The organism is Lysobacter zhanggongensis (genome assembly GCF_046638635.1).
GTDB lineage: Bacteria > Pseudomonadota > Gammaproteobacteria > Xanthomonadales > Xanthomonadaceae > Novilysobacter > Novilysobacter luteus.
Genome location: NZ_JBJXHK010000007.1, coordinates 15,198 through 41,791 on the forward strand (window position 1 = coordinate 15,198; position 26,594 = coordinate 41,791).

Here is a 26,594-nt window from a genome sequence, read left to right on the forward strand (position 1 = left end):
CGCGGGGCTCACCGTGCGCCCCGCCGGAACAGCACCACCTCGACGGTCTGCAGCAGGATCAGCAGGTCGAACACCGCGCCGTGGTTCTTCACGTAGAACAGGTCGAACTTCAGTTTCTCCTCCGCATCACGCACGGATGCACCGTAGGGGTAGCGCAGCTGTGCCCAGCCGGTCAGTCCCGGCTTCACGCAATGGCGGACCGCGTAGTAGCGGATCTCCTCGCTGAGCTGCTCGACAAACTGCGGGCGCTCCGGCCGGGGCCCGACGAAACTCATCTCCCCGCTCAGCACATTGAACAACTGCGGCAGTTCGTCCAGCCGCACCGTCCGGATGAAGCGCCCGACCCGTGTCGCCCGGTCGTCATTGCTGCTGGCCCATTGGGCAACGCCGTTGGCCTCCGCATCGACCCGCATGCTGCGGAACTTCACCAGCTCGAAATTCCGGCCGCCCTCGCCCACCCGCACCTGCCGGTAGAGCACCGGCCCCGGGGATTCCAGCCGGATGCACAACGCCACCAGTAGCATCGCCGGCCACGCCAGCAACAGCAGCGTGCCGGCGGCGGCGAGGTCGAAGAAGCGCTTGCCCATGCGTCGTGCCATCGACGTCTCGAACCCGCGCGAGAACACAAGCCAGGACGGATCGGCGATGTTGAGGGTGACCACGCCCGCCTCGCGCTCGAAGAAGGTCGACAGGTCGGTCATCGCGATGCCGCGCTGCGCGCAGGCCAGCATCTGGTCCATCGGCAAGCCGCCGCGGCGCTCGTCGGGCGCGACCACGATCTCGAACACGTTGAGGCGCAGGGCCAGGTCGACCAGGCTGTCACCCATCGGCACCAGCATGTCCGCGGGCACCTCGACCGCTTGCCCGGGTATCGGGACGAAACCGATCACCACCATCGAGCGGCGGTCTGACCGGCGCCTCAGCCGCCGGTTGACCAGGTTGGCGTTGTTGCCGGCCCCGAGCACCAGGATGCGCCGCTTCATCGCTTCGGCGTTGTGCACCTGCCGCCAGACCGCGCGGGTCGCAACCACGCCGCAGAACGCCAGCACCAGCGACAGCAGCAGCACACCGCGCCCGATGTACGTCACCGGAACCAGGTAGTACAGCACCAGCAACCCGATGCCGCCGAGCGAGAACGACAGCAACAGCCTGAGCAGGAAATCCTGCCGGCTGTGCCGCACGTGCACCTGGTACAACCCGAACGCGGTCATCGCCACCGTGACCATGGCCGCGACCAGCACGCGTCGCGCCGGCGCGCCCCTGCTGAAGGTCGCGAGGCCTTCGGGGTCATCGAAGAACCGCAGCCACGCCGCCACGGTGACCGCGGCAACGATAACCACCAGTTCGAGCAGCCACAGCATCACCACCAGCCGGTTCTTCCGGCTGACCGACAGGATGCTCACGGACGCACCCGCGGAGTGGCCTGGTTGTGCTCGAACGTGCCGGTCCACGTGTGCATGAGGGTTCCCCTGGTGGTCGCGCCGCCGGATGCGGCAAGGCGCGCACGCAGGCGGCCTGCTCCAGACAACGGGGGATCGCGGGCGATCAGGTCGGCGGGAAGCGCCGAATCAGCCGATGTAACGACAATGAAACGCCGGCGGCGACGCACCTGCGTCGTCGCCCACAAAGCAAAAGGGCCAACGGGCAGTGACCCGTTGACCCTTCGCATTTGTATGGCGCGCCCGGAAGGATTCGAACCTCCGACCCCCAAGTTCGTAGCCTGGTGCTCTATCCAGCTGAGCTACGGGCGCGTAGTCGGAAAATTATGACGGGGGTGCTGCGATCCGTCAACGATTTTCCGGTGTGTGTTCCGGCTCCGCGAAGGAAGTTCCTGAAACACGAAGCCGCCTGTTCGGCGGCCGATGGAACTGGCGGAGAGTGAGGGATTCGAACCCTCGATAGAGCTATAAACCCTATACTCCCTTAGCAGGGGAGCCCCTTCAGCCACTCGGGCAACTCTCCGCGATAAAGCATGTCCGCGATGCGGCGTGCGGGCGGAGAGCATAACGGCTCACCCCGGACACGGCAAACGTTTTTCAGTCGGCCGAGTCTTTTTCTTCGCCATCGACGGGGGCGTCGCCCCGCTGGATGCGCTGGTAGATCTCTTCGCGATGCACCGCCACGTCTTTGGGGGCGGTGATGCCGATACGTACCTGGTTGCCCTTGACGCCGAGGACGGTGACGGTCACCGAGTCGCCGATCATCAGGGTCTCACCGACGCGGCGCGTCAGGATAAGCATTGCCAATTCTCCTTGTGCCGACGCTCCATGCGTCGACGGTTGCCCCGATGATACGGGGACTGTTCCAACTGCTGGATAAACATCGATTATCCGGGTGCGCGGGTACCCCCACAAGCGCGGGCGATCGCTGCCCTCACCCCACCTGGCTTGCCACCCAACTTGGCACAGCCGAGAGCGCGGCGACCAGTGCCGGGCCGTCTTCTCCACCGCCCTGGGCCATGTCGGGCCGGCCACCACCCTTGCCGTTGACCTGGCGGGCAACGTGGCCCAGCAGCTCGCCCGCCTTTACCCGGCCCAACGCGGAACCACTCACGCCGGCGACCAGTGCGGCCTTGCCATCGTTCGCGCCGGCCAGCAGCACGACGGCGTCGCCGAGCTGCTGCTTGAGCCGGTCGAGGGCGTCGCGCAAGGCCTTGGCATCGAGCCCCTCGACGCGGGCAGCCAGCACCTTGAAACCGCCGACGTCGACCGCCGAGGCCGACAGGTCGGAAGTCGCTCCCGAGGCCGCCTTGGCCTTGAGCGCTTCGAGTTCGCGCTCGAGCTTCTTCTGGCGATCAAGTAGGACGCGCAGCTTGTCGCCCAGGTCCGACGGGTTGCCGCCCAGCAGGCGCGCGGCCTCGGCCAGACGCTCCTCCTCGCGCGCAACGTGGTCGAGTGCACCCTGCCCGCTCAGCGCCTCGATCCGGCGCACGCCGGCGGAGACGCCGCCTTCGGACACGATCTTGAACAGGCCGATGTCACCGGTACGACCGACGTGCGTGCCGCCACACAGCTCGGTCGAGGCGCCGCCCATCCGCAGCACGCGGACCTCGTCGCCATACTTCTCGCCGAACAGCGCCATCGCACCGAAGTCGAGCGCGTCCTGCATGCCCATGTGGTGGATCTCGGCCTCGTGGTTGGCCCGGATCTCGGCATTGACGCGGCGCTCGATCTCGGCAAGTTCGTCGGCGCTGACGGGCTGGAAGTGGGCGAAGTCGAAGCGCAGGCGCTCGGGCGCCACCAGCGACCCCTTCTGGACCACGTGCTCGCCCAGCACCGAACGCAACGCGGCATGCAGCAGGTGGGTCGCCGAGTGGTTCAGCACGATCGCGCCACGGCGCGCGCCATCGACCGACCCCAGCACGTGGTCGCCTCGCTTGAGGGTGCCCGTCGCAAGGCGCCCGACATGGCCGTGGAACTGCCCGGCAAGCTTGAGCGTATCGGCGACGGCGAACCGCATGCCTTCGCCGTCCAGCTCCCCGGCGTCGCCGACCTGGCCGCCGCTCTCGGCGTAGAACGGGGTGCGGTCGAGGATGACCAGCGCCTCGTCGCCCGCTTCGATCGCTTCGACCGGGCGTCCTTCCTTGAGCAGTGCAACCACTTCCAGGCCACCCGCTGTGAGCGTGTCGTAGCCCATGAACCCGGTCGGCTGGAGCTGCGCGACCAGTTCGGCCGGCAGCGTGGTGCCGCCGCCGAACTTGCCAGCGGCGCGAGCGGTCTCACGCTGCTGCGCCATCGCTTTTTCGAAGCCGTCCATGTCGATCGACAGGCCGCGCTCGCGCGCGATGTCCGCCGTCAGGTCCACCGGGAAGCCGTAGGTGTCATACAGCCGGAACGCGTCGGCGCCGGGGATCACGCCGTCCTGCGAGCGCGCCACGACCTCGTCGAAGATCCGCATGCCCGAGTCGAGCGTCTCGGCGAAACGCTCCTCCTCGGCCAGCAGCGCGCGGTCGATCAGGGCGCGGTTGGCCGCCAGCTCGGGATACGCATCACCCATCGCCTCGATCAGCGGACCGAGCATGCGATGGAAGAAGGGCCCCTTCTGGCCGAGCATCCAGCCATGGCGCAGGGCCCGGCGGATGATCCGGCGCAGCACGTAGCCCCGGCCCTCGTTGGACGGCAGCACGCCGTCGACGATGAGGAAGCTGCAGGCGCGGATGTGGTCGGCGATCACCCGCAGCGATTTGTTGTCCAGGTCGTCGGTGCCTGTCAGGCCGGCGGCGGCCCTGATCAGGTGCTGGAAGATGTCGATCTCGTAGTTGCCGTGCTTGCCCTGCAGGATCGCAGCCAGGCGCTCCAGGCCCATGCCGGTGTCGACGCACGGCGCCGGCAGCGGCGCGAGGCTGCCGTCGGGCTGGCGGTCGAACTGCATGAACACCAGGTTCCAGATCTCGATGAAGCGGTCGCCGTCCTCGTCGGGCGAGCCGGGCGGGCCGCCGAAGTGGTGCTCGCCGTGGTCGTAGAAGATCTCGGTGCACGGGCCACACGGACCGGTGTCGGCCATCTGCCAGAAGTTGTCCGAGGCGAACGGCGCACCCTTGTTGTCGCCGATACGGATGATGCGCGCCTCCGGCACCCCGATCTGGTCGCGCCAGATGGCATAGGCCTCGTCGTCGGTCTGGTAGACGGTGACGGTCAGGCGGTCGGCCGGCAACTTCCAGACTTCGGTCAGCAGTTGCCACGCCCAGCGGATTGCATCTTCCTTGAAGTAGTCGCCGAACGACCAATTGCCCAGCATCTCGAAGAAGGTGTGGTGGCGCGCGGTGTAGCCGACCTGGTCGAGGTCGTTGTGCTTGCCGCCGGCGCGCAGGCAGCGCTGGACATCAGCCGCGCGCACGTAACCGGGCTTCTCGCTGCCCAGGAAGACGTTCTTGAACTGGACCATGCCCGAGTTGGTGAACAACAACGTCGGATCGTTGGCTGGCACCAGCGGCGCGGACGGCACGATGGTATGGCCGCGCTCGCGGAAGAAATCGAGGAAGTCGCGACGGATGTCGTTGGTGGTCTTCATGCCTGGCACGCGGAATCGGAAGGGCTGGGCAGGTTGTCGCGACGTCGGCAACCCGCAGCCGGGCCGACGGGCTGCGCGGGCAACCGTGGGAGCCGTTTAGCGTAACAGGGGGAAGGCTGCGATGCCGAGCCGGCGGGGCCCGGCGTGGGGCATGCCGCGAAGCGGACGGACCGGTGGCTGGAGGGGCCCGGCCCGGGGTCAGTCGTCGGGATCGAAACGGGTGGCGGATCGGACGATGTCGCCGGGAAATCCGCGGCGCATCAGCAGGTCCGCGGCCTTGCGACGGAGGGCCAGGTCATCCGGGGCCCCGTCGCCGTACCGGCGGCGCACCAGGTCGCGGGCGTTGTCGAGCCAGTCGCCTTCAAAGCTGTCCACCGCCGCGGCGATCGCGTCGCTGTCGAGGCCATGGGTGCCGAGTTCGGCGCGGATGTGGATCGGGCCGTATCCGCTGTTGGCCCGGTTGCGGACCAGGCCCTCGGCAAAACGGGTGTCGTCCTGCCAGCCCGCGTCGGCCAGCTTCTCGACCGCCGCCTTGACCTCGTCGGCGTCCAGGCCCCGGGTCACCAGCTTGCGGGTCAGCTCCTTGCGCGAATGTTCGCGCCGCACCAGCAGGCCGAGCGCCCGCTGGGTGGTGCTGGCCGGTTGCCGCTTGCGGCGACGACCCGGCGTCGCCACCGGGTCGTTGCCGAACAGGCCGCCGTCGCGGCCCTCATCGTCGGGACGGTCGTCGGCCATCGGGTGTCAGCGGAACTCAGGCATCGGCTTCATCGCGGTCGTCGTCCTCACCCGGGCGGGCCTCGGCGGGCACGAACTTCTCGCGCAGTTCCGCCTCGAGCCGCTGGGCGACCGCGGGGTTCTCCTTGAGGTACTGCCGGGCGTTCTCCTTGCCCTGGCCGATCCGCTCCTCGCCCATGCTGTACCAGGCGCCCGCCTTCTGCACCAGCTTGGCCTCCACGCCCATGTCGATCAGCTCGCCCTCGCGGGAGATGCCCTGGCCGTACAGGATCTCGGTGATGACCTGCTTGAACGGCGGCGCCATCTTGTTCTTGACGACCTTGATCTTGGTCTGGTTGCCGATGATCTCGTCGCCCTTCTTGATCGCACCGATGCGGCGGATGTCCAGGCGCACGGAGGCGTAGAACTTCAGTGCATTGCCACCGGTGGTGGTCTCCGGGCTCTGGCCCGGCATCATCTGGCCGATCTTGTGGCGCAGCTGGTTGATGAACACCACCAGCGTGTTGGAACGCTTGATATTGCCGGTGAGCTTGCGCAACGCCTGGCTCATCAGTCGCGCCTGCAGGCCCGGCAGCTGGTCGCCCATCTCGCCCTCGATCTCGGCGCGGGGCGTCAGCGCCGCCACCGAGTCGATCACCACGATGTCGACCGCGGCCGAACGCACCAGCATGTCGGCGATCTCCAGCGCCTGTTCGCCTGTGTCGGGCTGGCTCAGCAGCAGGTCGTCGACGTTGACACCCAGCTTGGCGGCGTAGATCGGGTCGAGCGCGTGCTCGGCGTCGATGAAGGCCGCGGTGCCGCCGGCCTTCTGGCACTGCGCGATCGCCTGCAGGGTCAGGGTGGTCTTGCCGGAGGACTCCGGCCCGTAGATCTCCACCACGCGGCCCTTCGGCAGGCCGCCGATGCCCAGCGCGATGTCGAGCATCAGCGAGCCGGTACCGATGACCTCGGCCGCCTCCACCACGCGGTCGCCCATGCGCATGACCGAGCCCTTGCCGAACTGCTTCTCGATCTGGCCCAGTGCGGCAGCCAGTGCGCGCTTCTTGTTCTCGTCCATCGTGGGATTCCTTGGTGGCGTCAGGTGATGTGTGCAGGTTAGGCGGCGCCGGTCGCATGGACTGCGACTGCACCGGCGCTATTGAATCTAGTGCGTGGGCATGAGGCGGACGATCGGCACCTGTCGGCCTCGCGGGTCGGGAGACACCCCGACAGGACCCCGGACAGCACCGTCACCGCCCCCGGCGGACCAGGCCGCAGTAGAGCCCTTCGATCGCGAAGTCCTGGTCGGGCAGCACCTCGATCGGCTCGTAGTCGGGGTTGCGCGGCATCAGGCGGATCCGGTCCTTGCCGATCTTCAGCAGCTTGACGGTGATCTCGTCGTCGATCCGCGCCACCACGATCTGGCCCGAGCGGGCCTCGGGCGTGCGGTGCACACCGATCAGGTCGCCGTCGAAGATGCCTTCGTCGCGCATCGAGTCGCCCTTGACCTTGAGCAGGTAGTCCGGCGAAGGGAAGAAAAGGTTGCGGTCGAGCAGCACGTAGTCGTCGACCCCGGCATCGGCTCCGATCGGCGACCCCGCCGCGACCCTGCCGAGCACCGGCAGGCGCAATGCGTCGTCTGCCATGGGCACCGTCGAGTCCTGCTCGCCCCCGTCGGCAACCGGCGGCTGCAGCAACCGGATCCCGCGCGCCTTGCCTGGCACGCGCCGGATCGCACCGGCCTGCTCGAGCGCCTCGAGGTGGTACTGGGCGGCGCGAACGCTGGAGAATCCCATCCCGCGCGCGATCTCGGTCTGGGACGGCGGCATCCCGTCGACCGCAATGCGCTCGGCGATGAGGGCCAGGATGGCGTGCTGGGTTTCGGTCAGGGCGTTCATTAGTAGCAATACTACTAACGACGTTTCCCCCGACGCAACCCCCAACGGGTCGGGTCAGCCGGCGAGCTCGAGCAGCCCGTGCAAAGCGGCGGCCACGGTCTGGCGGCGCACCGCCTTACGGTCGCCATCGAAATGGAACACCACGGCGGTCGGGTAGCCGCCGCGGCGCTTCCACGCGATCCAGACCGTGCCGACCGGCTTGTCCTCAGTGCCGCCCTCCGGCCCGGCGATACCGGTCACGGCCACGGCCAGGCTGGCGCCGGAATGCACCAGCGCGCCGGACACCATTTCGATGACGGTCTCGCGGCTGACCGCGCCGTAGGTCTCCAGCGTCAACGGCTGCACGCCAAGCAGTGCCTGCTTGGCCTCGTAGCTGTAGGCGGCCATGCCGGACTCGAACCACTCCGAGGCACCGGCAACATCGGTCAGCGTCTTGGCGATCCAGCCACCGGTGCAGCTTTCAGCCGTGACCAGGCGGTGGTGGTGGCGGCGTGCGGCGGCGCCGACCTGTTCCGCGAGTGCGTGCAGGTCGGCGTCGGAGGCGTCTTTGCTCATGCGCGCACTATACCGCCGCGCCGGTCGCGCGCACCCGGCTGGCATACTGGCCGCCCTGCCGGTTCCGGCCGGCAGCCTCCCGACCAGACCGCAGAACCCAGTGCCCAATACCGACGCCGCGACCGCCTCGCGCCCCGCCGAACACACGCCGCTGATGAAGCAGTTCTTCGCCGCCAAGGCGGAGCAGCCCGACGTGTTGCTGTTCTTCCGGATGGGCGATTTCTACGAGCTGTTCTTCGATGACGCCCGCAAGGCGGCCCGGCTGCTGGACATCACCCTGACCCAGCGGGGCAGTTCGGCCGGGCAGCCGATCCCGATGGCGGGCGTGCCGCACCACTCGGCCGAGGGCTACCTGGCCCGGCTGGTGGCGATGGGCGAGTCGGTGGCCATATGCGAGCAGATCGGCGACCCAGCGGCGAGCAAGGGCTTGGTCGAACGCAAGGTGGTGAGGATCGTCACGCCGGGCACCGTGACAGACGAGGCGCTGCTGAGCGAGCGGCGCGACACCCTGCTGCTGGCGGTCGCGCGGTCGAAGCACGGCTACGGCATCGCCTGGGCGGACCTGGCCGGCGGACGTTTCCTGGTCAACGAGGTTGCCAGCGAGGACGCGCTCGAGGCCGAGCTGGCGCGGTTGGAACCGGCCGAGACCCTGTGCGCCGACGAGGACGGCTGGCCGGCCTTCGTCGCCGGCCGTAGCGGCGTGCGTCGGCGCGCACCCTGGCTGTTCGACGCCGACAGTGGCCGCCGCCAGTTGCTGCGGTTCTTCGGCCTGCACGACCTGGGTGGCTTCGGCATCGACGACCGGCCGCTGGCCATCGCCGCCGCGGCGGCCCTGCTCGGCTACGTCGAGGAAACCCAGAAGCAGCGCCTTCCGCACCTGACCTCGATCGCGCTCGAATCGGGCGACGGGGCGATCGCGATGAACGCGGCCACACGTCGCCATCTCGAACTCGACACCCGCGTCGACGGCGACAACCGCCACACCCTCCTCGGCGTACTCGACTCGACCGTGACACCGATGGGCGGGCGCCTGCTGCGGCGCTGGCTGCACCGGCCGCTGCGCGACCGGGACGTGCTGCGCCGCCGCCACCAGGCGGTGCAGACGCTGATCGACTCGCGCGCCGGCGACGGCTTGCGCGAACTCTTCCGCGCCTTGGGCGATCTGGAGCGGATCCTGTCGCGCATCGCCCTGCGCAGCGCGCGGCCCCGTGACCTGTCGACACTGCGCGACGGCCTCGGCCTGCTCCCCGGTGTCCGTGCCCTGCTGGGGTCGCTGGACTCCCCGCGGCTGGCCACGCTTGCCGGGGAACTCGGCGAGCACGATGAGCACGCCCACCTGTTGAAGTGCGCGATCGTCGACCAGCCGCCGGTGCTCGCGCGCGACGGCGGCGTGTTCGCCGAGGGCCACGACCCCGAACTCGATGAGTTGCGCGGGCTGTCGACCCACGCCGACCAGTTCCTGGTCGATCTGGAAGCCCGCGAGCGCGAAGCCAGTGGCATCCCGACCCTCAAGGTCGGCTACAACCGGGTCCACGGCTATTACCTGGAAGTCGGCAAGGCGCACGCAGCCAAGGCACCGACGCACTACACACGCCGCCAGACGCTGACCAACGCCGAGCGCTACATCACCGAGGAACTCAAGGCGTTCGAGGACAAGGTGCTGTCGGCGCGCGAACGGGCGCTTGCGCGCGAGCGGCTGCTGTACGAGCAACTGCTCGATGCGCTGGCTGGACGGCTGGAGCCGCTCAAGCATTGCGCCGCCGCGCTCGCCGAGCTGGACGTGCTGGCCTGCCTGGCCGAGCGCGCGGAGCAGCTCGACTGGAGCCGCCCCGAGCTGGCCGAAGACCCGGGCATCCATATCGAGCGCGGGCGCCACCCGGTGGTCGAGGCGGTGCGCGACGAGCCGTTCGAGCCCAACGACCTGGTCGTGCACGAAGACCGCCGGATGCTGGTAATCACCGGCCCGAACATGGGTGGCAAGAGCACCTACATGCGCCAGAACGCGCTGATCGTGCTGCTTGCCCACATCGGCAGCTTCGTGCCGGCAAGCCGCGCGGTGATCGGCCCGGTCGACCGCATCCTGACCCGCATCGGCGCCGGCGACGACCTTGCCCGCGGGCAGTCGACCTTCATGGTCGAGATGAGCGAAACCAGCTACATCCTCCACCACGCGACCGACCAGTCACTGGTGCTGATGGACGAGATCGGCCGCGGCACCTCGACCTACGACGGCCTCGCGCTGGCCGAAGCGTGTGCTCGACACCTGGCCCAGGCAAACCGTGCCTACACCCTGTTTGCGACGCACTATTTCGAACTGACGACGCTTGCCGAGCCGGGGTCGGGCATCGCCAACGTCCACCTCGACGCGGTCGAGCACGGCGACGCGCTCGTCTTCATGCACGCGGTCAAGGACGGGCCGGCCGACCGCAGCTTCGGACTGCAGGTGGCCGCGCTGGCCGGACTGCCGCGCGCGGTGGTAAGCCAGGCGCGCGGCCGGCTGGCCGAGCTGGAGCAGCAGAGCCGCGACGCGCCCAGGCCATCGATGGCGGCCGCCGCGCTCGACCAGCCGCAGCAGATCGGGTTGTTCTCACAACCCTCCGCGGCGCTGGACGCACTGGCGGCGCTTGACCCCGACGAACTCACGCCGCGGCAGGCGCTGGAGGCGCTGTACCGGCTCAAATCGCTGGGGTGATGCGCGGGGACGCTGAGCCGGATCGTGTCGTACCGCGGTTCGCGCACTTTCACCCGCCGGGTGACGTGCGTTGCCTATGGTGCCCCCACACAGCACACAAGGAAGACCATGCGCGCCTACCTGTTCGCCCTCGTCCCCGCCGTCGCTTTCCTGCCGGGTCCCGCCACGGCGCAGTCGCGCGATGACGCGACCGAGCTGGACTCGGTGGTTGTCACGGCCACGCGCTCGCCCGACGATGCTCTGCTGGTGCCGGCCGCGATCGACGTGGTCGATGCGGACGAGATCGACCGCGCACAGCCCAGGATCGACCTGTCGGAATCGCTGCAGCGGGTTCCAGGTGTGGTCGCGCGCGACCGGCAGAACCAGGCGCAGGACCTGCAGGTCTCGATCCGCGGCTACGGCGCACGCGCGGCCTTCGGCGTGCGCGGGGTGCGGCTGTACACCGACGGCATCCCGGCGACGATGCCGGACGGGCAGGGCCAGGTCTCGCACTTCCCGCTGGAGTCCGCCGGCCGGATCGAGGTCCTGCGCGGTCCGTTCTCGGCGCTGTACGGCAATGCATCCGGCGGGGTCATCGAACTGTTCACCGCCGACGCACCACCGGTACCGACGCTGGGTGCCGGTTTCGTCGCCGGTGCCAACGGGCTGCGCAAATCGTCGCTTTCGTTCCACACCCCGTGGGGCGCGGAAGATGGGCGGTCCGGCACGCAGGGCGATCTGCTGCTCGACCTGATCGACATCGACAGCGACGGCTACCGCGACCACAGCGCCTCGCACCGCACCAGTGGGCAGGCGCTGCTGCGCGGCACATTCGGGGACGGCGGGCGCTACACCCTGTTGTTCAACGGTCTCGACCTCACCGCCGACGATCCGCAAGGGCTGACCGCCGCGCAGGTGCGGGACGACCGCCGCGCGGCGAGCGACGGCGCGCTCACGTTCGATACCCGCAAGACGGTCCGGCAGGACCAGTTCGGCGCCCGCGTGGAACACACGCTGTCGGCCGGCCACGAGATCGCGGTCACCGCCTGGGCCGGCAACCGCGCCACCACCCAGATGCTGTCCGTGCCGGTGGCGGTGCAGCGCGACAACCCCCTGCACAACGGCGGCGCGATCGACCTGGACCGCGACTACCACGGCATCGACGGCCGCTGGCGTTGGTCCACCGAGCTGGCCGGTCGGCCGTTCGCGCTGACCGCCGGGCTCGACTACGAAGTGTCGGACGAGCACCGGCTGGGTTTCGAAAACTTCACCGGCAGCGACGTCGGCGTTGTCGGCGCGCTGCGCCGCGACGAGCGCAACCGGGTGACCGCCAACGACGTGTACCTGCAGGCCGAATGGGCTCCGGCCGAGCGCTGGCGCCTGCACATGGGCGTGCGCCACAGCGAGGTCGAGTTCGAGTCGGACGACCGCTTCGTCACCGCCATCAACCCCGACGACAGCGGGGTGCTGGAGTACGCGCGCACCTCGCCGGTGGCCGGCGTACTCTTCCGGGCGACACCGTGGCTCAGCCTGTACGCCAACGCGGGCGCCGGGTTCGAGACGCCGACTTTCTCGGAGCTGGCGTACCGCAGTGACGGCCAGGGCGGACTCAACGACACCCTGGCGCCGGCGCGCAGCCGCAACCAGGAAATCGGCGTGCGGGCGCGCCATGGGGGCTGGGCATACTCGGCCGCGCTGTTCCACAGCCGGACCACCGACGAGCTGGTGGTCGCCGCCAACGAGGGTGGGCGCAGCGTCTACGACAATGCGGGGACGACACGCCGGCGCGGCGCGGAGTTCGCGGTCGAGGGCGCGCTGGCGCCGCGCTGGCACCTCGCCGCCGCCTACACCTTCCTGGATGCGCGCTACCGCGACGACTTCGTCGTGTGCGGCAGCCCACCGTGCAACCAGGACGACGTGGTGATCGAAGCCGGCCGGCATATCCCCGGACTGGCACGCAACACGGCCTGGGCGGAACTGCGCTGGCGCCCGGTGGAGCACACCGACGTGATGTTGCAGGGCCGCTTCGTCGACCGGGTGTTCGCCGACGACGCCAACAGCGAAGCGGCGCCGGCCTACACCAGCTTCGACCTGGCGGCCGAGCGGCGGTTCCGCGCGGCGGGGCTGGAATGGCGCGGGTTCGCCCGGGTCAACAACCTGTTCGACCGCGACGTGGTCGGCTCGGTCATCGTCAACGCCGGCGGCGGGCGGTACTTTGAGCCGGCGCCAGGGCGGCACTGGATGGTCGGGCTGGACGCGACAAAGGCGTTCTAGCGTTGGGTCGTCGGCGAAGCAGCGCTTACAGGGCGTCGATATCGCCCAGGGCGCGGATGAGCCGCCGCGCGCGTTTGTCCGGCCGCGTCTCCGGCGGGCGGTACCCCGCACGCTCGGCTGCCCGCAAGACACGCAGGCGTTCGCGCTCGCTGCGCGATTCGGCCGACTCCTCGTAGAGCGACTGGGCCACCTTCGCCGGCCCGCGGGTATCGCTCAACCCGAGCACCGTGACGTGGAACAGCTCATCGCCGCGGCCGATCCGCAGGGCATCCCCGACGCGCACGGCACGCGACGCCTTCGGGCGCTGCCCACCGACCTCGACCTTGCCGTGCTCGATCGCGTCGCGCGCCAGGCTGCGCGTCTTGAAGAACCGCGCCGCCCAAAGCCACAGGTCCAGGCGCACCGTGCCGGGGGCTTCGATGGAAGGGGTCGATGTCATTGAACGATTGTAGAAAAGCCGGGTGGGAGCGGAATGAACCGGGACAATGCACTGGCCGCTGGCCCCACGCCCCCACACCCCAAACGCAAACGGCCGCCCGGAGGCGGCCGTTGCTGCGCATCGCGCGGCGCGGATTACTCCGCGGCTGCGGCGGCCTCGGCCTTCGCCTTGGCGTAGGCGGCCAGGTCTTCCTTGATGCGCGCCTTCTTGCCTTCCAGGCCACGCAGGTAGTACAGCTTGCCGGCGCGGACCTTGCCACGGCGCTTCACTTCGACCGAATCGATGGTGGAGCTGTGGGTCTGGAACACGCGCTCGACGCCGAAACCGTGCGAGATCTTGCGGACGGTGAAGGCGGAGTTGAGGCCGGCGTTCTTGGTCGCGATGACCACGCCCTCGTAGGCCTGGACGCGCTCGCGGTTGCCTTCCTTGACCTTGACGTTGACGACGACGGTGTCGCCGGGGCTGAACGCGGGCAGCTGGCGCTGCACCTGTCCGGTCTCGAATTCCTGCAGCAGCGTGTTGAGCGAGGGCTTGTTCATGGTGACGGCCTGTTGGATTAGTTGTTGCGCGAGTGCACGTGGACCCGCGTCATGGCGTGGATGCAGCTAAGCCGCGCATTATAGCGGCAAATTTCCTTGTGTGGCTAGGGGTTAGCTGCCCTCGCCCGCTTGCCGGGTCCGCCATGCGTCCAGCAGCTTGCGGTCGGCCTTCGACAGCGCCGCCTCGTCCAGCAGGTCCGGCCGCCGCTGCAGCGTCCGCACCAGCGACTGCTGCCGGCGCCAGCGGGCGATCTCGGCATGGTTGCCCGACATCAGCACCGCCGGCACCGCGCCCAGTGCGTGCTCGACCGGGCGGGTGTAGTGCGGGCAGTCCAGCAGGCCGTCCTCGAAACTGTCCTGCACCGCCGACTCGGCATCGTTGAGCGCGCCATCCTGCAGCCGCGCCACGGCGTCAACCACCACCGCCGCGGCCAGCTCGCCGCCCGACAGCACGTAGTCGCCGATCGACAGCTCCTCGTCCACCTCGGCCTCGATGAAACGCTCATCGATTCCTTCGTAGCGCCCGCACAGCAGCACGAGCCGTTCCTGGCCGGCCAGTTCGCGGGCCTTGGCTTGGGTCAGCGGCGCGCCCTGCGGGCTCAAGTAGATGACCCGCGCCGGCGCCGGGTCGTCGGCACGGGCCGCGGCCAGGCTGGCACGCAACGGATCGATCAACATCACCATGCCAGGGCCACCGCCGAACGGACGGTCGTCCACCCGGCGGTAGTTGCCCTCGGCGTGGTCACGCGGGTTCCAGGCATGCAGCGACAGGAGCCCCCGCTCGACCGCGCGCCCGGTCACCCCGAACGCCGCACACTGGGCGATGAAGTCGGGGAACAGGCTGATGACGTCGATGCGCATGCGGCGCGAACTAGAAGTCCGGGTCCCAGTCGACGGTGATCGTGCGCGTTGCCAGGTCGATGTCGGTCACGTACTGCGGCCTGACGAACGGGATCATGCGCTCGCGCTCGGAGTCCCGCGCGACCAGCACGTCATTGGCACCGGTGGAGAACAGGTGGGAGACGTTCCCCAGGTCGACCCCTTCGAGGTTGACCACGCGCAGCCCTTCCAGGTCGACCCAGTAGAACTCGCCCGGCTTGGGCGGGGGCAGCGCGTCACGCGGGACGTGGATCTCCAGTCCCCGCAGGGCCTCGGCCGCAGTGCGGTCATCGACATCGGGGAAGCGCGCCACCAGGTGCTTGCCCTGCTCGTGCCCGCGCACGCCCTCGACCAGCCGCTCGCGGCCCTGTGCGTCGCGCAGGGTCCAAGGCTGGTAACGGAAGATCTCCAGGCGGGGCTCGGTCCAGGACTCGAGCTTGACCTCGCCACGCAAGCCAAGGGCGCCGGCCACCCTGCCGAGGAGGATGCGACGCCCTTGATCGTTCATTGCCGGAAGCGGGCCGCCGCGTGGGCGGCCCGGCAGATCAGGCCGCGGTAGCGGTCTTGGCCGCTTCCTTGTACAGCACGGCGACCTTGTCGGTCAGCTGCGCGCCGTTGCCCAGCCAGTGCTTCACGCGCTCGAGGTCGAGCTCGACGCGCTTCTCGCCACCAGTGGCAATCGGGTTGTAGAAACCAACGCGCTCGATGTTGCGGCCGTCGCGGGCGCTGCGGCTGTCGGTGACGATGATGTGGTAGAAGGGACGCTTCTTGGCGCCGCCGCGGGTCAGTCGGATCTTGACCATGGGGTTGCTTTCCTGTGTTGCCCAGCCGCCGGGATGACGGGGTAAGCCGGCAAGTATAAAGGGTGTTCCGCCCTCGATGGAAGCGCCGCCGTACGGCCCTAGAACGGCATGCCGCCGCGACCGCCCATCATCCCGCGCATGCCGCGCATCATGCCCTTCATGCCGCCGCGGCCCAGCTTGCCCATCATTTTCTCCATCTGCTGGTACTGCTTCATCAGCTTGTTTACGTCGGCCGGTGTAACGCCGGCGCCGGCGGCGATCCGCTTGCGGCGGGATCCGTTCAGCAACGCCGGGTTACGGCGCTCCTTCTTGGTCATCGAGTTGATGATGGCCACCAGGCGCGGGACTTCCTTGCCGGTCACCTGCGCCTTCACCGACTCGGGGATCTGGCCCATGCCCGGCAGCTTGTCCATCAGGCCGCTGATGCCGCCCATGTTCTGCATCTGCTCGAGCTGGTCCTTCATGTCGTTGAGGTCGAACTTCTTGCCCTTGGCGACCTTCTCGGCCAGCCGGGTCGCCTTGTCCTTGTCGACCTGCTGCTCGACCTGCTCGACCAGGCTCAGCACGTCGCCCATGTCGAGGATGCGGCTGGCGACGCGGTCGGGGTGGAACACGTCCAGGCCGTCGGGCTTCTCGCTGACGCCGATGAACTTGATCGGCTTGCCGGTGACGTAGCGCACCGACAGCGCCGCGCCGCCGCGGGCGTCACCGTCGGTCTTGGTCAGCACCACGCCGGTCAGTGGCAGCGCCTCGCCAAACGCCTTGGCGGTGTTGGCCGCGTCCTGGCCGGTCATGGAATCGACCACGAACAGGGTCTCGGCCGGGTTGACCGCGGCGTGCAGCGCCTTGATCTCCGCCATCATCGCCTCGTCGATCGCGAGGCGGCCCGCGGTATCGACGATCAGCACGTCGACGAAGGACTTGCGCGCATCGTCGATCGCGGCGCGGACGATGGCCTCGGGCTTCTGGTCGGCCGTGGACGGGAAGAACAGCACGTCCACCTGCTGGGCCAGCGTCTCCAGCTGGGCGATCGCCGCCGGCCGGTAGACGTCGGCCGACACCACCATGACCTTCTTCTTGCGCTTGTCCTTGAGGTGCTTGGCCAGCTTGCCGACCGTGGTGGTCTTGCCCGCGCCCTGCAGGCCGGCCATCAGGATGACCGCCGGAGCCGGCACGTTGAGATTCAGGTCGTTGGCCTGCGACCCCATGACCGTGGTCATCTCGTCGCGCACGACCTTGATCAGTGCCTGACCCGGGGTCAGCGACTTCAGAACCTCCTGGCCGACCGCACGGACCTTGATCCGCTCGATCAGCGCCTGCACCACCGGCAGCGCGACGTCGGCTTCCAGCAGCGCGATGCGGACCTCGCGCAGCGACTCGCGGATGTTCTCCTCGGTCAGCCGGCCGCGGCCGCGCAGCCGCTCGATGGTGCCGGACAGGCGCTGGGTCAGGGATTCGAACATGGACAGGGACGCCGCGGAACGTTGGGGACCGCGAATTATACGGGCCGTACCGGCGTCATCGGCGACCGGCCCGGCTACACTTGGGCGATGACAATCGTTCTCATCGCCGCCGTGCTTTACCTCACCGCCAGCATGCTGCTGGTGGTCAACGTCCGGCGCGAGGATGGCCATGGTCGCGCGTGGCTGTTGCCGGCACTGGTGGCGATGGTGCTCCACGGCGCCGCCCACGTGCTGGCCTGGCGCGCCATCGGCGGCGCCGACCTGCATTTCTTTGCTGCGCTGTCACTGGTCGGCCTGGGCATGGCGATTCTGACCACGCTGGTCGGCGCCGGCGGGCGGATGGCCGCGCTGGGGGTGGTGGTGTTCCCGCTGGCGGCCGCGGCGCTGGTGGCCTGCGAGCTCTACGGCCACGTGCCGCCCGAGCCGCTGGACTGGCGCCTGCAACTGCACGCCTGGCTGGCGCTGCTGGCCTACGCGACGCTCGCGGTGGCCGCGCTGCTTGCGTTGATGCTGTGGCTGCAGGAGCGCGCGCTGCGCCGCCGCGAGTTCCATGGCTGGCTGCGCGCCCTGCCCCCGCTGGTGGCATTGGAGACGCTGCTGTTCCGGACGATCGCCGCCGGCTTCATCCTGCTCAGTGCCACCTTGCTGACCGGCGCGTTGTTCGTCGCCGACATGTTCGCCCAGCACCTCGTCCACAAGACCGTGCTCAGCGTGCTGTCGTGGCTGGTGTTCGGATGCCTGCTGGTCGGGCGCTGGCGCTACGGCTGGCGCGGTCGCGTCGCGGCGCGCTGGACCCTGGCGGCAATGGCGCTGCTGGTGCTGGCGTTCTTCGGCAGCAAGTTCGTGCTGGAGCTGGTGCTGGGCTACGGGGTGTAGCCGCGCGACCGCGTGGCTTGAACGTAGGAGCGACGTAAGTCGCGACCTGTCCATCGAAGGGCCAGGCCAGTGGCATCGCGACTTACTTCGCTCCTACGGCGGGGCGGCCCGTGGCGGGGTGCACGGGTGACTCGGTCCAGCCGCTACTCCGCCGCCTCCAGCGCATCGGACAGCCGCTCCACGGCAACGACCTCCATCTCGCCAATGCGGCGGGACTTCGGCGCGTTGGCCTTGGGGATGATCGCCCGCTTGAAACCATGGGTCGCCGCTTCCTTCAGGCGGTCCTCGCCGTTGGGCACCGGGCGTATTTCGCCGGACAGGCCGACTTCGCCGAACGCGATCGTGCGCTCGGCCAGCGGCCTGTCACGCAAGCTCGACAACACCGCCAGCAGCACCGGCAGGTCGGCTGCGGTCTCCTGCACGCGGATGCCGCCGACCACGTTGACGAATACGTCCTGGTCGCCCACCCCCACCCCGCCGTGCCGATGCAGTACCGCCAGCAGCATCGCCAGCCGGTTGCCCTCCATGCCGACCGCGACCCGGCGTGGGTTGCTCAGTGGCGAGGCGTCCACCAGCGCCTGCACCTCGACCAGCAACGGCCGGGTGCCTTCGCGCGTGACCATCACGCAGCTGCCCGGTTGCGGGCTCGCGCTGCCCGACAGGAAGATCGCCGACGGGTTGGGCACCTCGCGCAGGCCCTTGTCGCCCATCGCGAACACGCCCAGCTCGTTGACCGCGCCGAAGCGGTTCTTGAATGCGCGAAGCACCCGAAAGCGGCTGCCCGACTCGCCTTCGAAGTACAGCACCGCGTCGACCATGTGCTCGAGCACGCGCGGGCCGGCGATGCCGCCCTCCTTGGTGACGTGGCCGACCAGGAACACCGCGGTGCCGGTCTCCTTTGCGTAGCGCACCAGCCGCGCTGCGCTCTCGCGGACCTGGCTGACCGAACCGGGAGCCGCCGTCAGCGATTCGGTCCACAGCGTCTGCACCGAGTCGGCCACGATCAGGCCCGGCCGAGTCGCCACCGCCTGCTCCAGGATGCGCTCCACGCCGGTCTCGGCCAGCGCGCTGATGCCGTCCAACGGCAGGTCGAGCCGCTGCGCGCGCCCGGCCACCTGTGACAGCGACTCCTCGCCAGTCACATAGAGCGCCGGCAGCGTGCCCGCCATCCGGGCGACCGCCTGCAACAGGAGCGTCGACTTGCCGATGCCCGGATCGCCGCCCACCAGCACGACCGCGCCGCTGACGAGCCCGCCCCCGAGCACCCGGTCGAGCTCGCCGATTCCAGTCGACACCCGCGCATGCTCGGTGTGGGCGACATCCTTCAACGCGGTGACCTTTGGCGGGTCGACCTTGCCGGCCCAGCCGCTGCGTCGCGACGCGCCCGCACCGCCGGCCTTCTGCGCCGCGGCGGACTCGATCACGAACTCACTGAGCGTGTTCCACTCGCCACACTCGGCGCACTGGCCCTGCCACTTGTTGTGGTCGGCGCCGCAGTCGTTGCAGACGTAGGCGACCTTGGCCTTGGCGGCGGATCGGGGTGGCTTGGCGGCGATGGACATGGGGGCGTGCGCGAGGGGACCAGGTGCCAATGTACCGGCAGGCCGTCGCGCGCAGCGAGACGGTCAGGATAGGTTGCGCACGTACCAGGGCATTGCGGCCGCCAGCCCGGCGGCCAGGTCGTGGGTCGGACGGTAGCCGAGCAGTTCGCGCGCGGCGCTCACGTCGGCCAGTGAGTGCCGCACGTCGCCCGGCCGGAACTCGCGGTACACAGGCTCGCGCCCGTAGGCCACTCCGCACCCCGCGAGCGCGCCACGGATCGCCTCGAACAGCTGCTCAAGCGTGTTCCGGTCGCCTACGGCCATGTTGTAGACGCGGGGCCGCGCTGCCTCCGGTGCCGTCGCAGCAAGCAGGTTCGCCTGGATCGCGTTCTCGACGAAGGTGAAATCGCGGCTGGTCTGGCCATCGCCGTTGATGCAGACCTCCTCGCCGCGAATCATCGCCGCCGTCCACTTGGGGATGACCGCCGCGTAGGCGCCACCGGGGTTCTGCCGCTTGCCGAACACGTTGAAGTAGCGCAATCCGATGGTCGGGAAGCCGTAACACCGCGCGAACACGTCCGCGTACAACTCGTTGACGTACTTGGTCACCGCGTACGGGGACAGCGGCTTGCCGATCCGGTCCTCGACCTTCGGAAGCGCCGGGTGATCGCCGTAGGTCGAACTGCTGGCGGCGTAGATGAAGCTGCGCACCTGCGCGTCGCGCGCGGCCACCAGCATGTTGAGGAAGCCATCGATGTTCGCCCGATTGGTGGCGATGGGATTCTCGAGCGACCGGGGCACCGAGCCCAATGCCGCCTGGTGCAACACGTGCTCGACCGTCGAACAGGCACGCCGGCAGGTATCGAGGTCGCAGATGTCGCCTTCGATGAACTCGAACCGGGCCCACTGCTCCGGCGTGACCGTCCCCTGCACTTCGTCCAGGTTGTGTCGGAACCCCGTGGCGAAGTTGTCCAGCCCGATGGCCCGCTGGTCCAGCCGCAGCAGTGCCTCGAGCAGGTTGGAGCCGATGAACCCGGCGCACCCCGTCACCAGCCAGGTCCTGGGTTCCGCGCGTAGTACCGTCTTCGCCTGCTCGTATCGACCCGTCATGCCGTCCTCTACAGCCGCCCGTCCACCGCGTCACGCGGCAGCAGGTACTTGACGTCGTACAGGATGGAAACCGGCTTGCCATAGGCACGGATGCCTTCGGCCCCAAGCTGGCGGAACTTGTCGTGCCCCACCGCGACGATCACGGCGTCGTACATGCCCTGCCCAGGCGCGACCAGCGCCAGTCCGTACTCGTGTTGTGCCTGGACCTCGTCGACCCACGGGTCGCACACATCGACCCTTACGCTGTATCCGTCCAGCGCGGCGACGATATCGACGACCCGGGTGTTACGCAGGTCCGGGCAGTTCTCCTTGAACGCCAGGCCGAGCACCAGCACCCGGGCGTCCACCGGATTGATGCCCTTGCGCACCATCAGCCGGATCACCTCGCCGGCCACGTAGGCCCCCATGCCGTCGTTGGTGCGGCGCCCGGCCAGGATCACGTCCGGGTGGTGGCCGATCTCCTGTGCCTTGTGGGTCAGGTAATACGGGTCGACACCGATGCAATGGCCGCCGACCAGGCCTGGCCGGAACGGCAGGAAGTTCCACTTGGTCCCGGCCGCCTCAAGCACTTCGAGCGTGTCGATCCCCAGCTTGTTGAACAGCATCGCCAGATCGTTCACCAGCGCGATGTTGAGGTCGCGTTGGGTGTTCTCGATCACCTTGGCGGCCTCGGCGACCTTGATGCTGCCGGCCCTGTGGGTGCCCGCGGTGATGATGCTGCCGTACAAGCGGTCGACGAACTCGGCCACCTCCGGCGTGGACCCGGACGTCACCTTGAGGATGCTGGTGACGCGGTGTTCCCTGTCACCCGGATTGATGCGCTCCGGGCTGTAGCCCGCGAAGAAGTCTTCGTTGAACTTCAGGCCCGAGGCGCGTTCCAAGATTGGCACGCAGACCTCCTCGGTGCACCCCGGGTAGACCGTCGATTCGTAGATCACCACGTCCCCGGCGGACAGGACCTGCCCCAGCGCCTCGCTCGCCCGGACGAGCGGCGTCAGGTCCGGCCGCTTGGCGGTATCGATCGGCGTGGGCACCGTGACGATGTAGACGTTGCAGTCCGAAAGGTCCCGCAACTCGCTGGTGAAGCCCAGTCGACCGGCTTCGGCCAGCTCGGCGGGCGTGACCTCCAGCGTGCCGTCATGCCCCGCACGCAGCTCCTGGATGCGGGCCTCGTTGATATCGAAGCCCACGGTGTCGAACTGCTTGCCGAACTCCACGGCCAGCGGCAGCCCCACGTACCCCAGGCCGACGATGGCGATACGTGCGTTCTCGATGGACGGCATGCGGTCCCCTGTGCAGGCTGCTGATCCCAGCACTGTAAACGCAGCCGGCGGGATTCAGGTGCCATGTGCCGGACGCACCAAAAAAAAGACCCGCCGGAGCGGGTCTTGAAGCTTGGTGCCGGAGATAGGAATCGAACCTACGACCCCATCATTACGAATGACGTGCTCTACCAACTGAGCTACTCCGGCCAAGAGGCGGGATTCTAGGTGGCACGTGGGGGCGGGTCAATCGGCAACGAGCTGGATCCGCAGTTCCTTGGGCAGCGCGAACACCATGTTCTCGGGCTTTCCGTCGAGGTTGGAGACCGAGCCGGCGCCGAGTTCACGCAGCCGGGCGAGCACGTCCTGGACCAGCACTTCGGGAGCCGAGGCGCCGGCGGTGATACCAATGCGGGTGCGTCCGGCCACCCAGGCGGGATCGATCTCGTCGGCGCCGTCGATCAGGTGGGCCTCCACGCCCTGGCGCTCGGCCAGTTCGCGCAGGCGGTTGGAGTTGGAGCTGTTGACCGAGCCGACCACGAGCACGAGGTCGCAGCGGGCGCTGAGCTCGCGCACGGCGTCCTGGCGGTTCTGGGTGGCGTAACAGATGTCGTCGTTCTTCGGCCCCTGGATCCCGGGGTAGCGCGCCTTGAGGGCATCGATGATGCCGCGGGTATCGTCAACCGACAGCGTGGTCTGGGTGGTGAATGACACGTTGTCCGGCTGCTCGACCTGCAGCGTGGCGACGTCGTCCAGGTCCTCGACCAGGTAGATCTGGCCGGTGCCCGCTTCCCGCTGCCACTGGCCCATCGTGCCCTCCACCTCCGGGTGGCCCTCGTGGCCGATCAGGACCATGTCGCGGCCGGCGCGGCACTGGCGCGCGACCTCCAGGTGGACCTTGGTCACCAGCGGACAGGTGGCGTCGAACACCTTCAGGCCGCGGCGGTCGGCTTCCGCGCGCACCGCGCGGGACACGCCGTGGGCGCTGAAGATGACGGTGTTGCCGTCGGGCACCTCGTCGAGCTCCTCGACGAAGATCGCGCCGCGCTGCTTGAGGTCGTCGACCACGAACTTGTTGTGGACCACCTCGTGGCGCACGTAGATCGGTGCGCCGAGGGTTTCCAGCGCACGGTTGACGATCTCGATCGCACGGTCGACGCCGGCGCAGAAGCCGCGGGGATTGGCGAGGATCAGGTCCATCCGGCGATTTTACTCCCGAGCCGCATCGGGCTTGCGCTGGCCGCTGAACAGGCCGAACGCGGCGATGCCGATGGCGCCGCCGACGATGGCGGCGTCGGCCACGTTGAACGCCGGCCAGAAGTAGTCGCCGGCGTACCACTGGATGAAGTCCACTACGTGGCCGTGGATGAGCCGGTCGACGACGTTGCCGATGGCGCCGCCGATCACCAGCGCGTACGGCAGCGCGGTCTTCCAGTCGCCGCGCGGCGTGCGCGACAGCCAGTAGCCCAGCAAACCGCAGATGGCGGCCGCCAGCACCACGAAGAAGTACTTCTGCCAGCCGCCGGCGTCGCTGAGGAAGCTGAAGGCCGCGCCGGTGTTGTAGGTGCGGTACCAGTTCCAGAAGCCCTCGATGACCGGGATCGGGGTGTACTCGGGCAGGCTGGTGAGCACCCAGTACTTGGTCAGCTGGTCGAGCAGGATGACGACGGCCGAGACGGCCAGCCAGGCCAGTGCGTTGGGCTTGGGGGCGGTGGCCTTCATCAGAACCACCTCCTGGTTTCACCGTCACCGTCGACATTGTCGACGCAGCGCCCGCAGATCGTCGGGTGCGCGGCAACGCCGCCGACGTCGGCCCGGTGCTGCCAGCATCTTCCGCACTTGGGCTTGGCCGTGCGACTGGCCTCCACCCGGACCTCCTGCGCGCCCTCGTCGGCGACCACGCTGACGTCGCCACTGATGAAGAGGAACCGAAGTTCGTCCGCGATTGGCGCGAGCCAGTTCTGGTCGGAAACGCCGCAGCGCAGCGCGATCTCCGCCTCGAGTGCGGCGCCGATGGTTCCGGCGGCACGCATCGGCTCGAGCACCTTGCTGACCTGTTCGCGCAGCGCGAGCAGGCGCCGGAAATCCTCCGCGGTGAGGTCGGCGGCATCCGGCAGCGGCGCCAGGCCGTCATACCACGTGGTGAACAACACGTTGCCCTCCCGCGTGCCCTGCCCGTCTTCCGCCGGCAGGTGGCCCCACATCTCCTCGGCAGTGAAGCTCAGGATCGGCGCGATCCACCGCACAAACGCCTCGGCGATGCGGTACATCGCGCTCTGCGCGGAGCGCCGGCCGGGCGAGTCGCCCTGCATCGTGTACAGGCGGTCCTTGGTGACATCCAGGTAGAGCGAGCCCAGGTCGACGCTGCAGAAGTTGGCGAGGATCTGCACCACCTCGCTGAAGTCGTAGCGCTCGTACGCGGCGGTGATCCGCTCCTGCAAGCCGTGGGCGCGGTGCACGATCCAGCGGTCCAGCGCGACCATCGCCTCGTCGCCCGTGCCGTCGAGGGGCAGCAGGTGCACGGCCGGGTCGAAGCCATGCAGGTTGCCCAGCAGGAAGCGCGCGGTGTTGCGGATGCGACGGTAGTTGTCGGCGCTGCGCTTGAGGATCTCGTCGGAGACGGTCATCTCGTTGCGGTAGTCGGCCGAGGCGATCCACAGTCGCAGCACGTCGGCGCCCATCGCATCGACCACCTTCTGCGGGGCGATGACGTTGCCGAGCGACTTGGACATCTTGCGGCCGTCGGCATCGACGGTGAACCCGTGGGTCAGCACCTGACGGTAAGGGGCCACGCCATCCATCGCGACACCGGTCAGCAGCGACGACTGGAACCAGCCGCGGTGCTGGTCGGAGCCTTCCAGGTACAGGTCGGCGGGCTTGCGCAGGCCATCTTCCGGGCGCTGCGCCAGCACGCACTCGTGGGTAACGCCGGAGTCGAACCACACATCGAGGATGTCGGTGACCTTTTCGTAGTCGGCCGCCTCGCCGCCCAGCAGCGTGGCCGGGTCCAGCGCGTACCAGGCGTCGATGCCGCCGGCCTCGACCAGGCTTGCGACCTCGCCCATCAGCTCCACCGAGCGTGGGTGTGGTTCATGGGTCACCTTGTGGACGAACAGGGCGATCGGCACGCCCCAGGTGCGCTGACGGCTGATGCACCAGTCCGGCCGCCCCTCGACCATGCCGGCGATGCGCGCCTCGCCCCAGTCGGGGAACCACTGCACGTCACCGATGGCCTTGAGCGCATCGTTGCGCAGGTCGGCCTTCTCCATCGAGATGAACCACTGCGGCGTGGCGCGGAACGCCACCGGGGTCTTGTGCCGCCAGCAATGCGGGTAGCTGTGGTTGAGCTGGGCCAGCGCCAGCAGCGTGCCGTCGGTGCGCAGCGCCTCGACGATCACGTCATTGGCCTTCCAGATGTGCAGGCCGGCCACCTCGGCGCCATCGAGCGCCGGCGTGCCGGCGAGATACACGCCGCGGGCATCCACCGGGTTGAGCTGGGCGGCGGTGTAGCGGTCGACGAGGCCGTACTTGCGGGCAACCGCGAAGTCCTCCTGGCCGTGGCCCGGCGCGGTGTGCACGGCGCCGGTACCGTCCTCGTCGGACACATGCTCGCCGAGCAGCAGCGGGATGTCGCGGTCCTGGTAGAACGGGTGGCGGGCGACGAGGTTCTCGAGTTCGACACCCTTCGCCCGGCCGTGGACGACCACGTCCTCGATGCCGTAGCGCGCCAGCGACTTCGCGGCCAGCGCCTCGGCCAGCACCAGCCAGCGGCGCCCGCCGGCGGCCGTCGCCGGGCCTTCGACCAGCACGTAATCGAGCCCGGCGCCGACGCTGATCGCGACGCTGGCGGGCAGCGTCCACGGGGTGGTTGTCCAGATCGGCACCGCGATCTCCACGCCCTCTCCCGCAACCGTCTCGAACGCGCTGGCAAAGTCGCGCGTGGACTTCACCGGGTAGGCCACGTCCACCGCCGGCGACACCTTGTCGGCGTACTCGATCTCGGCTTCGGCCAGCGCCGAGCCGCAGTCGAAGCACCAGTGCACCGGCTTGGCGCCGCGCACCAGGTGTCCGCGGCCAACGATCCTGGCCAGCGCGCGCAGCATGTCCGCCTCGAAACGGAAGTCCATCGAGCGGTACGGGTTGTCCCAGTCGCCCAGCACGCCAAGGCGCTTGAAATCGCGGCGCTGCAGGTCGATCTGCTCGGCGGCGTACTCGCGGCACTTCTGGCGGAACTGGGCGGCGTCGAGCTTGGTGCCGACCTTGCCGTACTTCTTCTCGATCGCGATCTCGATCGGCAGGCCGTGGCAATCCCAGCCCGGCACGTACGGCGCGTCATAGCCGGCCAGCAGCCGCGACTTGACCACGATGTCCTTGAGCACCTTGTTGACCGCGTGGCCGATGTGGATCGCGCCGTTGGCATACGGCGGGCCATCGTGCAGGACGAAGCTGCGCTCGCGATCCTTCACCTTGCCGCGGATCTGCGCGTACAGGCCTTCCTCCTCCCAGCGCGCCAGCGTCACCGGCTCGCGCTTGGGCAGGTCGCCGCGCATGGGGAAGTCG

22 protein-coding genes and 3 tRNA genes are annotated in these 26,594 nt (G+C 68.8%); 3 read left to right on the top strand and 22 right to left on the bottom strand.

The genetic code is table 11. The features are described 5' to 3' along the window. Nucleotides 1-8 precede the first annotated feature (8 nt). The 9 genes from ACKVMH_RS02450 to ACKVMH_RS02490 all read right to left on the bottom strand — a co-directional run bounded on the left by ACKVMH_RS02450 (nt 9) and on the right by ACKVMH_RS02490 (nt 8,177). Nucleotides 9-1,403 (bottom strand): TIGR03013 family XrtA/PEP-CTERM system glycosyltransferase, encoded by a 1,395-nt coding sequence (locus tag ACKVMH_RS02450; RefSeq protein ID WP_412699105.1) that lies wholly within the window; start codon nt 1,401-1,403, stop codon nt 9-11. A gap of 271 nt (nt 1,404-1,674) precedes the next feature. Beyond that, nucleotides 1,675-1,751, bottom strand: a tRNA-Arg gene (locus ACKVMH_RS02455). A 118-nt stretch (nt 1,752-1,869) separates the two neighbouring features. Next, nucleotides 1,870-1,962, bottom strand: a tRNA-Ser gene (locus ACKVMH_RS02460). A gap of 74 nt (nt 1,963-2,036) precedes the next feature. Then, the gene (csrA, locus tag ACKVMH_RS02465) at nt 2,037-2,240 is read right to left on the bottom strand and encodes a carbon storage regulator CsrA (RefSeq protein ID WP_215218251.1); all 204 of its coding nucleotides are present in this window, start codon (nt 2,238-2,240) and stop codon (nt 2,037-2,039) included. Between the two features lie 133 nt (nt 2,241-2,373). Beyond that, nucleotides 2,374-5,010, bottom strand: coding sequence for an alanine--tRNA ligase (alaS, locus tag ACKVMH_RS02470; RefSeq protein WP_412699106.1), 2,637 nt, complete (start codon nt 5,008-5,010; stop codon nt 2,374-2,376). 198 nt (nt 5,011-5,208) lie between these two features. Beyond that, a complete protein-coding gene (gene recX / locus ACKVMH_RS02475; RefSeq protein WP_412699107.1) occupies nt 5,209-5,745 on the bottom strand; it encodes a recombination regulator RecX in 537 nt (178 codons plus the stop codon). A 16-nt stretch (nt 5,746-5,761) separates the two neighbouring features. Further along, the gene (recA, locus tag ACKVMH_RS02480; protein WP_215218254.1) at nt 5,762-6,802 is read right to left on the bottom strand and encodes a recombinase RecA; all 1,041 of its coding nucleotides are present in this window, start codon (nt 6,800-6,802) and stop codon (nt 5,762-5,764) included. Nucleotides 6,803-6,974: 172 nt separating this feature from the next. Then, complete coding sequence (gene lexA, locus ACKVMH_RS02485; protein WP_412699108.1) at nt 6,975-7,622, bottom strand: transcriptional repressor LexA; 648 nt, start codon at nt 7,620-7,622, stop codon at nt 6,975-6,977. A 54-nt stretch (nt 7,623-7,676) separates the two neighbouring features. Then, nucleotides 7,677-8,177 carry a CinA family protein gene (locus tag ACKVMH_RS02490; RefSeq protein WP_412699109.1) on the bottom strand — a complete coding sequence of 167 codons (501 nt, stop codon included), beginning with the start codon at nt 8,175-8,177 and terminating at the stop codon, nt 7,677-7,679. Nucleotides 8,178-8,331: 154 nt separating this feature from the next. On the opposite strand from ACKVMH_RS02490, the gene mutS reads away from it, so the two are divergent. Beyond that, nucleotides 8,332-10,869: a DNA mismatch repair protein MutS gene (mutS, locus tag ACKVMH_RS02495; protein WP_412699126.1), complete on the top strand. Its 2,538-nt coding sequence runs from the start codon at nt 8,332-8,334 to the stop codon at nt 10,867-10,869. A gap of 108 nt (nt 10,870-10,977) precedes the next feature. Next, nucleotides 10,978-13,122, top strand: coding sequence for a TonB-dependent receptor family protein (locus tag ACKVMH_RS02500; protein ID WP_412699110.1), 2,145 nt, complete (start codon nt 10,978-10,980; stop codon nt 13,120-13,122). A 25-nt stretch (nt 13,123-13,147) separates the two neighbouring features. Here ACKVMH_RS02500 and ACKVMH_RS02505 read toward each other — a convergent pair whose 3' ends face one another. From ACKVMH_RS02505 to ffh, 6 genes are all read right to left on the bottom strand, one after another. Continuing rightward, the gene (locus ACKVMH_RS02505) at nt 13,148-13,561 is read right to left on the bottom strand and encodes an RNA-binding S4 domain-containing protein (RefSeq protein WP_412699111.1); all 414 of its coding nucleotides are present in this window, start codon (nt 13,559-13,561) and stop codon (nt 13,148-13,150) included. Nucleotides 13,562-13,695: 134 nt separating this feature from the next. Continuing rightward, nucleotides 13,696-14,100 (bottom strand): 50S ribosomal protein L19, encoded by a 405-nt coding sequence (gene rplS, locus ACKVMH_RS02510; protein WP_215218260.1) that lies wholly within the window; start codon nt 14,098-14,100, stop codon nt 13,696-13,698. 111 nt (nt 14,101-14,211) lie between these two features. Next, nucleotides 14,212-14,961: a tRNA (guanosine(37)-N1)-methyltransferase TrmD gene (gene trmD / locus ACKVMH_RS02515; protein WP_412699112.1), complete on the bottom strand. Its 750-nt coding sequence runs from the start codon at nt 14,959-14,961 to the stop codon at nt 14,212-14,214. 10 nt (nt 14,962-14,971) lie between these two features. Further along, nucleotides 14,972-15,487, bottom strand: coding sequence for a ribosome maturation factor RimM (rimM, locus tag ACKVMH_RS02520; protein WP_215218262.1), 516 nt, complete (start codon nt 15,485-15,487; stop codon nt 14,972-14,974). A gap of 37 nt (nt 15,488-15,524) precedes the next feature. Beyond that, entirely contained in the window at nt 15,525-15,782 is a 258-nt protein-coding gene (gene rpsP / locus ACKVMH_RS02525; RefSeq protein WP_215218263.1) for a 30S ribosomal protein S16, read from the bottom strand. Between the two features lie 98 nt (nt 15,783-15,880). Beyond that, the gene (gene ffh / locus ACKVMH_RS02530; protein ID WP_215218264.1) at nt 15,881-17,245 is read right to left on the bottom strand and encodes a signal recognition particle protein; all 1,365 of its coding nucleotides are present in this window, start codon (nt 17,243-17,245) and stop codon (nt 15,881-15,883) included. Between the two features lie 87 nt (nt 17,246-17,332). Here ffh and ACKVMH_RS02535 point away from each other — a divergent pair, with 87 nt between their 5' ends. Further along, nucleotides 17,333-18,121, top strand: a complete 789-nt coding sequence (locus ACKVMH_RS02535) for a cytochrome C assembly family protein (protein WP_412699113.1) — start codon at nt 17,333-17,335, stop codon at nt 18,119-18,121. A gap of 143 nt (nt 18,122-18,264) precedes the next feature. Here the strand turns inward: ACKVMH_RS02535 and radA are convergent, their stop codons facing one another. From radA to ileS, 7 genes are all read right to left on the bottom strand, one after another. Continuing rightward, nucleotides 18,265-19,683: a DNA repair protein RadA gene (gene radA, locus ACKVMH_RS02540; RefSeq protein WP_412699114.1), complete on the bottom strand. Its 1,419-nt coding sequence runs from the start codon at nt 19,681-19,683 to the stop codon at nt 18,265-18,267. Nucleotides 19,684-19,746: 63 nt separating this feature from the next. Then, complete coding sequence (locus ACKVMH_RS02545; protein ID WP_412699115.1) at nt 19,747-20,772, bottom strand: SDR family oxidoreductase; 1,026 nt, start codon at nt 20,770-20,772, stop codon at nt 19,747-19,749. Between the two features lie 8 nt (nt 20,773-20,780). Further along, on the bottom strand, nt 20,781-22,055 hold the full coding sequence (tviB, locus tag ACKVMH_RS02550; protein ID WP_412699116.1) for a Vi polysaccharide biosynthesis UDP-N-acetylglucosamine C-6 dehydrogenase TviB: 1,275 nt from the start codon (nt 22,053-22,055) through the stop codon (nt 20,781-20,783). Nucleotides 22,056-22,168: 113 nt separating this feature from the next. Then, nucleotides 22,169-22,244 (bottom strand) — tRNA-Thr (locus tag ACKVMH_RS02555). A gap of 36 nt (nt 22,245-22,280) precedes the next feature. Next, nucleotides 22,281-23,234 carry a 4-hydroxy-3-methylbut-2-enyl diphosphate reductase gene (gene ispH, locus ACKVMH_RS02560; protein WP_412699117.1) on the bottom strand — a complete coding sequence of 318 codons (954 nt, stop codon included), beginning with the start codon at nt 23,232-23,234 and terminating at the stop codon, nt 22,281-22,283. A 9-nt stretch (nt 23,235-23,243) separates the two neighbouring features. Next, nucleotides 23,244-23,756 (bottom strand): signal peptidase II, encoded by a 513-nt coding sequence (gene lspA, locus ACKVMH_RS02565; protein ID WP_412699118.1) that lies wholly within the window; start codon nt 23,754-23,756, stop codon nt 23,244-23,246. Continuing rightward, nucleotides 23,756-26,584, bottom strand: a complete 2,829-nt coding sequence (gene ileS / locus ACKVMH_RS02570; protein ID WP_412699127.1) for an isoleucine--tRNA ligase — start codon at nt 26,582-26,584, stop codon at nt 23,756-23,758. The genes lspA and ileS overlap by 1 nt, the downstream gene beginning before the upstream one ends. Nucleotides 26,585-26,594 lie beyond the last annotated feature (10 nt).

Coding starts and splice junctions, on each gene's coding strand:
- csrA (WP_215218251.1), bottom strand. CDS start 2,240: ATGCTTATCCTGACGCGCCGCGTCGGTGAGACCCTGATGATCGGCGAC.
- alaS (WP_412699106.1), bottom strand. CDS start 5,010: ATGAAGACCACCAACGACATCCGTCGCGACTTCCTCGATTTCTTCCGC.
- recX (WP_412699107.1), bottom strand. CDS start 5,745: ATGGCCGACGACCGTCCCGACGATGAGGGCCGCGACGGCGGCCTGTTC.
- recA (WP_215218254.1), bottom strand. CDS start 6,802: ATGGACGAGAACAAGAAGCGCGCACTGGCTGCCGCACTGGGCCAGATC.
- lexA (WP_412699108.1), bottom strand. CDS start 7,622: ATGAACGCCCTGACCGAAACCCAGCACGCCATCCTGGCCCTCATCGCC.
- ACKVMH_RS02490 (WP_412699109.1), bottom strand. CDS start 8,177: ATGAGCAAAGACGCCTCCGACGCCGACCTGCACGCACTCGCGGAACAG.
- mutS (WP_412699126.1), top strand. CDS start 8,332: ATGAAGCAGTTCTTCGCCGCCAAGGCGGAGCAGCCCGACGTGTTGCTG.
- ACKVMH_RS02500 (WP_412699110.1), top strand. CDS start 10,978: ATGCGCGCCTACCTGTTCGCCCTCGTCCCCGCCGTCGCTTTCCTGCCG.
- ACKVMH_RS02505 (WP_412699111.1), bottom strand. CDS start 13,561: ATGACATCGACCCCTTCCATCGAAGCCCCCGGCACGGTGCGCCTGGAC.
- rplS (WP_215218260.1), bottom strand. CDS start 14,100: ATGAACAAGCCCTCGCTCAACACGCTGCTGCAGGAATTCGAGACCGGA.
- trmD (WP_412699112.1), bottom strand. CDS start 14,961: ATGCGCATCGACGTCATCAGCCTGTTCCCCGACTTCATCGCCCAGTGT.
- rimM (WP_215218262.1), bottom strand. CDS start 15,487: ATGAACGATCAAGGGCGTCGCATCCTCCTCGGCAGGGTGGCCGGCGCC.
- rpsP (WP_215218263.1), bottom strand. CDS start 15,782: ATGGTCAAGATCCGACTGACCCGCGGCGGCGCCAAGAAGCGTCCCTTC.
- ffh (WP_215218264.1), bottom strand. CDS start 17,245: ATGTTCGAATCCCTGACCCAGCGCCTGTCCGGCACCATCGAGCGGCTG.
- ACKVMH_RS02535 (WP_412699113.1), top strand. CDS start 17,333: ATGACAATCGTTCTCATCGCCGCCGTGCTTTACCTCACCGCCAGCATG.
- radA (WP_412699114.1), bottom strand. CDS start 19,683: ATGTCCATCGCCGCCAAGCCACCCCGATCCGCCGCCAAGGCCAAGGTC.
- ACKVMH_RS02545 (WP_412699115.1), bottom strand. CDS start 20,772: ATGACGGGTCGATACGAGCAGGCGAAGACGGTACTACGCGCGGAACCC.
- tviB (WP_412699116.1), bottom strand. CDS start 22,055: ATGCCGTCCATCGAGAACGCACGTATCGCCATCGTCGGCCTGGGGTAC.
- ispH (WP_412699117.1), bottom strand. CDS start 23,234: ATGGACCTGATCCTCGCCAATCCCCGCGGCTTCTGCGCCGGCGTCGAC.
- lspA (WP_412699118.1), bottom strand. CDS start 23,756: ATGAAGGCCACCGCCCCCAAGCCCAACGCACTGGCCTGGCTGGCCGTC.
- ileS (WP_412699127.1), bottom strand. CDS start 26,584: ATGCGCGGCGACCTGCCCAAGCGCGAGCCGGTGACGCTGGCGCGCTGG.